Raw genomic sequence first — 5,833 nt, 5'->3', positions numbered from 1 at the left:
GGATTGCGCCAGCATTCAGATTTTGTGGAAGACAGTTGTTCCCACAGGATTGATGTTGTAGCAGCAGGGTTAGTGCTGCTACAGAGTTACTGCTGTGCCCAGGGCAGAATCGGGATCGCGGTCACGGCGTTCTGTGGGCTGCCTTCCACAATGCGGTCGCTGTATACCAGGTACACCAGCGTGTTGCGCTTCTTGTCCAGGAAGCGCACCACCTGCATGGTCTTGAACACCAGCGAGGTGCGCTCCTTGAACACCACGTCGCCATCCTTCAGGTCGCCCTTGAAGCTGATCGGCCCAACCTGACGGCAGGCAATCGACGCTTCCGCACGGTCCTCCGCCAACCCCAGCCCACCCTTCACCCCGCCCGTCTTGGCTCGAGACAGGTAGCAGGTCACGCCCTCGACCTTGGGGTCGTCAAATGCTTCGACCACAATGCGGTCGTTCGGCCCCAGGAACTTGAAGACAGTGGATACCTGGCCGATTTCCTCGGCGCCGGCCAGCATGGGCAGCGCCAGCGCCGCCACGGCAAAGATCTTTTTCAGCCTAGTCATACCAGTACCAGATTGTCGCGATGCACCAGCTCAGGCTCGGCGCTGTAACCCAGTATCGTCTCGATGGCATCGGACGGCTGGCCAATAATCTTCTGCGCTTCCAGGGCATTGTAGTTGGCCAGGCCGCGTGCGACCTCCAGGCCATCGGGGCCCACGCACACCACCATTTCGCCGCGGCGGAAGCTGCCCTGCACGGTCTTGACGCCGACCGGCAGCAGGCTCTTGTTGGCCTGGCGCAGGGCCTGCACGGCACCGGCATCGAGCACCAGGGTGCCACGGGTTTGCAGATGCCCCGCCAGCCACTGCTTGCGGGCGGCCAGCATGCCACGCTCGGGCGACAACAGCGTACCCAGCTGTTCGCCGGCCTTGAGGCGGTCGAGCACACGCTCGATGCGCCCACCGATGATGATGGTATGGGCCCCGGAACGCGCTGCCAGGCGCGCTGCGCGCAGCTTGGTCTGCATGCCGCCACGGCCCAGGGCACCGCCGGTTCCACCCGCCACCGCGTCCAGCGCCGGGTCATCGGCGCGGGCTTCGCTGATCAGCTGGGCATGGGGGTTGTTACGCGGGTCGGCGTCGAACATGCCGTCGCGATCGGTAAGGATCACCAGCAGGTCAGCCTCTACCAGGTTGGCCACCAGCGCCGCCAAGGTATCGTTGTCGCCAAAGCGGATTTCGTCGGTGACCACGGTGTCGTTCTCATTGATCACCGGCACCACGCCCAGCTCAACCAGGGTGCGCAGGGTGCTGCGGGCGTTCAGGTAACGCTTGCGGTCGGACAGGTCGTCATGGGTCAGCAGGATCTGCGCGGTGTGCTTGCCATGCTCGCCGAAGCTGGACTCCCAGGCCTGCACCAGGCGCATCTGGCCAATGGAAGCGGCAGCCTGCAGCTCGTTCATCGCACTAGGTCGCGACGTCCAGCCCAGCTGGCTCATGCCAGCCGCCACGGCCCCGGAAGACACCAGCACCAGCTCAACCCCCGCCTCACGCAGCGCGACCATCTGCTCGACCCACACGGCCATGGCACCGCGGTCGAGGCCTTTGCCATCGGCGGTCAGCAGCGCACTGCCAATCTTCACGACCCAGCGCCTGGCGCCCGTCACCTTGCTTCGCATCTTCTTCCAACCTATGTCGAATCTGTAGATACCGTGGATACAAAAACGCCGCTCCTGAGAGCGGCGTTTAGTGTACTGCAACCGGTCAGTCGCGCACGTAAATGATTTCCGGGCCGTCTTCGTCGTCCTCGAAATCATCGTCCCAGCCGTCGTCGTCGCCGATGTCGTGCACGCTCTTCACGCCAGTGCGGCGCAAGGTGCGGGCATCGTCCAGGGCCTGCAACTGGGCACGGGCTTCGTCTTCGATACGCTGGTCGAGGTCGGCCAGTTCTTCGGCGTAAGCCGGGTCGTTGGCCAGGCGGTCGGCGCGGTCTTCGAGGTAGCGCATCAGGTCGTGGCTGAGCTTGTCGGTGCCTTGCTTGGAGATGGCCGAGATCACGTAGACCGGGCCTTCCCACTGCAGGCGGTCGATCACTTCCTGGACACGTTCGTCGCGCTCGTCGTCCATGACCATGTCCGACTTATTCAGCACCAGCCAACGCTCACGTTCGGCCAGCGAGGGGCTGAAGCGGGTCAACTCGTTGACGATGACTTCTGCGGCATCGGCCGGGCTGCTTTCGTCCAGCGGCGCGATGTCGACCAGGTGCAGCAGCACACGGGTGCGCGCCAGGTGCTTGAGGAAGCGAATACCCAGGCCAGCGCCCTCGGAGGCGCCTTCGATCAGGCCGGGGATGTCGGCGATGACGAAGCTCTTCCAGCGGTCGACACTGACCACACCCAGGTTTGGCACCAGGGTAGTGAACGGGTAGTCGGCCACTTTCGGCTTGGCGGCCGATACCGAGCGGATGAAGGTGCTCTTGCCAGCATTGGGCAAGCCCAGCAGGCCGACGTCGGCGAGCACTTTCATTTCCATCTTCAGGTCGCGCTGGTCGCCCGGCTTGCCTGGGGTGGTCTGGCGCGGCGCACGGTTGGTGCTGGACTTGAAGCGGGTGTTGCCCAGGCCGTGCCAGCCGCCCTGGGCGACCATCAGTTTCTGGCCTGGGGTAACCAGGTCACCGATCACCTCCTGGGTGGAAGCGTCGATCACGGTGGTGCCCACCGGTACGCGCAGGAACAGGTCTTCACCCTTCTTGCCGGTGCAATCGGTGCTGCCGCCATTGGAGCCGCGCTGGGCTTCGTGATGACGGGTGTAGCGATAGTCGACCAGGGTATTGAGGTTTTCGTCGGCAACCATGTACACCGAGCCGCCGTCACCGCCGTCACCACCGTTGGGGCCACCGTTCTCGATGAATTTTTCGCGACGGAAGCTCATGCAACCGTTGCCGCCGTCGCCGGCCTTGACCCGAATGGATACTTCGTCAACAAACTTCATTAAAACCGCCTCTCGTCGCTAGACGAGTTGAATGACTCAAAAACATGAGGCTCTTGCAAAAATGAGCGCGGCGGCCCCGTACGACCGTAGAAACCAACGCCGGCAACCCAGACAAACAGCTTTGCAAGAGGCTCACCACAAACGAAAAAGCCCCGTCGCATGACGGGGCTTCTGGAGCGACGTCGCGATTAAGCGGCGACGATGCTCACGTAACGGCGCATGAACTCGCCTTTCTTCTCGAACTTGATCACGCCTTCGATCTTGGCGAACAAGGTGTGGTCCTTGCCCATGCCAACGCCGTAGCCAGCGTGGAATTCGGTGCCGCGCTGACGGACGATGATGTTGCCGGGCTTGATAACCTGGCCGCCATACATCTTCACGCCAAGGCGTTTCGATTCTGAGTCGCGACCGTTACGAGTACTACCACCAGCCTTCTTGTGAGCCATGGTTCAATTCTCCAAATAAATTCAGGGGATCTAGGGGATTAAGCCTGGATGCCGGTGATTTTGATCTCGGTGAACCACTGGCGGTGGCCCATACGCTTCATGTGGTGCTTACGACGACGGAACTTGATGATGCGAACCTTGTCGTGGCGGCCTTGCGAAACGACTTCGGCCACTACTTTAGCGCCAGCAACAACTGGAGCACCGATGGTGACTTCTTCACCGTTGGCGACCAGCAGGACGCGATCGAAGGTCACGGATTCGCCAGTGGCGACTTCCAGCTTTTCGATCTTGAGGAATTCACCTTCAGCGACTTTGTACTGCTTGCCGCCGGTAACGATTACTGCGTAAGACATGGTATTTCTCCGATAATCCTGCTCACCCAGCGCTTTATATGATGAGTATTGGCTGGCATGGCTGCACAGGGCTGGAACGGCCCGGCGCAATTGCGTAAGGCAGGTGCTGCCCAGGAAGTTAGGGTGCGCGATTGTACGCAACCCGGGTTTTGCTTGCAAGTACCGCCCCCGGCCGACTGGCACCGTGCCTTGACACACCGGGACCCGCAACCTAGCATGCCGCGCAACCTCACTGGAGCAGCCGATGCAACCCCAAACCTTCTACCGTGCGGTGGCTGACGATTTCAGCGCCGTCGACGAGATCATCAAGAAGCAGCTGACCTCGCGCGTGCCGTTGGTATCGAAGATCGGCGACTATATCACGTCCGCCGGTGGCAAGCGTCTGCGCCCGCTGCTGGTGCTGCTGTGCGGCAAGGCCCTTGGGCACCAGGGCGACGACCTGCGCCTGCTGGCCGCCACCATCGAATTTCTGCACACCGCCACCCTGCTGCACGACGATGTGGTCGACATGTCCGGCATGCGCCGCGGTCGCTCCACCGCCAATGCACTGTGGGGTAACGCCCCCAGCGTGCTGGTAGGCGACTTCCTTTATTCCCGCTCGTTCGAAATGATGGTCGAGCTGAACTCCATGCCGGTGATGCAGATCCTGTCCAAGGCCACCCGCGTGATCGCCGAGGGCGAAGTGCTGCAGCTGTCGCGGGTGCGCGATGCCAGCACCACCGAGGACGTCTACATGGACGTCATCCGTGGGAAGACCGCCATGCTGTTCGAAGCGTCCACCCACAGCGCCGCAGCGCTGGCCCAGGCCACCGACGCCCAGCGCGAGGCGCTGCGCACCTTCGGTGACCACCTGGGCGTGGCCTTCCAGCTGGTGGACGACCTGCTCGACTACGAAGGCGATGCAGAGGCCCTGGGCAAGAACGTGGGCGACGACCTGGCCGAAGGCAAGCCGACCCTGCCGCTGATCTACACCATGCGCGAAGGCACCGCCGAGCAGGCTGCGCTGGTGCGCAAGGCTATCCAGAAAGGCGGCCTGGAAGACCTCGAGCAGATCCGCGCAGCGGTGGAGGCATCCGGCGCCCTCAAATACACCGCTGAAATGGCGCGCAGCTACGTGAAACGCGCCATTGAATGCCTCGAAGTGCTGCCGGCCAGCGAGTACCGGGACGCACTGGTGGAGCTGAGCGAGTTCGCGGTCGCGCGCACTCACTGACAGGCCGCATCGCCTCTGTCGCGGGCAAGCCCGCTCCTGCAGCGGTGCTGTCGTGGGAGTGGGCTTGCCCGCGCTTGCATTTGTCCGGACAAAATCACTTCTGCAGCAATACCTTTTACAATGTGGGTTTTTAAACACCCGCCTGTTAGAGGAACCGAAGTGAGTACTTTGCCACCCTGCCCGAAATGCAACTCCGAATACACCTACGAGGATGGCACTCAGCTGATCTGCCCAGAGTGCGCCCACGAGTGGTCGGCCAGCGGCGACGCCGAGGCGGCCAGCGACGAGGTGGTGAAAAAGGATTCGGTGGGCAACGTCCTGCAGGATGGTGATACCGTCACCGTCATCAAAGACCTCAAGGTCAAGGGTTCCTCCCTGGTGGTCAAGGTCGGCACCAAGGTCAAGAACATTCGCCTGTGCGACGGCGACCATGACATCGACTGCAAGATCGACGGCATCGGCGCCATGAAGCTGAAGTCCGAGTTCGTGCGCAAGGTCTGATTTCACAAGAATCCGCCAATTGGTTCTTGCTATTTTGATAATAAGAATTATTCTCATTGGAAAGCTATCCAAGGAGAATGGTCATGACTTATCTGATAGACGCCTGGCTGGACCGCCCTCATCCCTACCTGCGCATCCTTCATCGGGAAACCGGTGAGGTGTGCGCGGTGCTCGAGGAAGAAGCACTGGACGAATTGCGTGACCAGGGCGACCTGGACATGAACGGCCTGAACTCGAGCGAGCCTGGGGTGCTGAAGGAGCTGGTGCGCAACCTGTTTCTGTTCTGCTATGCACGGGCCTTGCGCCCAGGCGGAACAGACTGGAATTGAGCTCTGTGGAGCC

8 protein-coding genes are annotated in these 5,833 nt (G+C 61.7%); 3 read left to right on the top strand and 5 right to left on the bottom strand.

Features of this window, described 5'->3' with window-relative positions:
• Positions 1-86: 86 nt before the first annotated feature.
• The 5 genes from APH25_RS14670 to rplU all read right to left on the bottom strand — a co-directional run bounded on the left by APH25_RS14670 (position 87) and on the right by rplU (position 3,777).
• Complete coding sequence (locus APH25_RS14670; RefSeq protein ID WP_060482424.1) at positions 87-551, bottom strand: CreA family protein; 465 nt, start codon at positions 549-551, stop codon at positions 87-89.
• On the bottom strand, positions 548-1,666 hold the full coding sequence (gene proB, locus APH25_RS14665) for a glutamate 5-kinase (RefSeq protein ID WP_060482423.1): 1,119 nt from the start codon (positions 1,664-1,666) through the stop codon (positions 548-550). Before proB ends, APH25_RS14670 begins: the two co-directional genes overlap by 4 nt.
• Positions 1,667-1,751: 85 nt before the next feature.
• Positions 1,752-2,978 (bottom strand): Obg family GTPase CgtA, encoded by a 1,227-nt coding sequence (gene cgtA, locus APH25_RS14660; RefSeq protein ID WP_028631721.1) that lies wholly within the window; start codon positions 2,976-2,978, stop codon positions 1,752-1,754.
• Between the two features lie 188 nt (positions 2,979-3,166).
• A complete protein-coding gene (gene rpmA / locus APH25_RS14655; RefSeq protein ID WP_003247464.1) occupies positions 3,167-3,424 on the bottom strand; it encodes a 50S ribosomal protein L27 in 258 nt (85 codons plus the stop codon).
• Positions 3,425-3,462: 38 nt separating this feature from the next.
• Entirely contained in the window at positions 3,463-3,777 is a 315-nt protein-coding gene (rplU, locus tag APH25_RS14650; RefSeq protein WP_003247466.1) for a 50S ribosomal protein L21, read from the bottom strand.
• A 244-nt stretch (positions 3,778-4,021) separates the two neighbouring features.
• Here rplU and APH25_RS14645 point away from each other — a divergent pair, with 244 nt between their 5' ends.
• From APH25_RS14645 to APH25_RS14635, 3 genes are all read left to right on the top strand, one after another.
• A complete protein-coding gene (locus APH25_RS14645) occupies positions 4,022-4,990 on the top strand; it encodes a polyprenyl synthetase family protein (RefSeq protein WP_060482422.1) in 969 nt (322 codons plus the stop codon).
• 159 nt (positions 4,991-5,149) lie between these two features.
• Complete coding sequence (locus APH25_RS14640; RefSeq protein WP_028631723.1) at positions 5,150-5,491, top strand: zinc ribbon domain-containing protein YjdM; 342 nt, start codon at positions 5,150-5,152, stop codon at positions 5,489-5,491.
• Between the two features lie 83 nt (positions 5,492-5,574).
• Positions 5,575-5,820: a hypothetical protein gene (locus APH25_RS14635; protein ID WP_028631724.1), complete on the top strand. Its 246-nt coding sequence runs from the start codon at positions 5,575-5,577 to the stop codon at positions 5,818-5,820.
• Positions 5,821-5,833 lie beyond the last annotated feature (13 nt).

The organism is Pseudomonas sp. NBRC 111119 (assembly GCF_001320125.1).
GTDB classification, from domain to species: Bacteria; Pseudomonadota; Gammaproteobacteria; order Pseudomonadales; family Pseudomonadaceae; genus Aquipseudomonas; species Aquipseudomonas parafulva.
The sequence above is the reverse complement of the archived record's forward strand: the minus strand, read 5'-3'. Positions and strand labels throughout refer to the sequence as shown.

Bases quoted from the DNA above. Each gene is read 5' to 3' on its own strand.
- rpmA (WP_003247464.1), bottom strand. From the start codon at position 3,424: ATGGCTCACAAGAAGGCTGGTGGTAGTACTCGTAACGGTCGCGACTCA.
- APH25_RS14635 (WP_028631724.1), top strand. From the start codon at position 5,575: ATGACTTATCTGATAGACGCCTGGCTGGACCGCCCTCATCCCTACCTG.
- APH25_RS14645 (WP_060482422.1), top strand. From the start codon at position 4,022: ATGCAACCCCAAACCTTCTACCGTGCGGTGGCTGACGATTTCAGCGCC.
- cgtA (WP_028631721.1), bottom strand. From the start codon at position 2,978: ATGAAGTTTGTTGACGAAGTATCCATTCGGGTCAAGGCCGGCGACGGC.
- APH25_RS14670 (WP_060482424.1), bottom strand. From the start codon at position 551: ATGACTAGGCTGAAAAAGATCTTTGCCGTGGCGGCGCTGGCGCTGCCC.
- rplU (WP_003247466.1), bottom strand. From the start codon at position 3,777: ATGTCTTACGCAGTAATCGTTACCGGCGGCAAGCAGTACAAAGTCGCT.
- proB (WP_060482423.1), bottom strand. From the start codon at position 1,666: ATGCGAAGCAAGGTGACGGGCGCCAGGCGCTGGGTCGTGAAGATTGGC.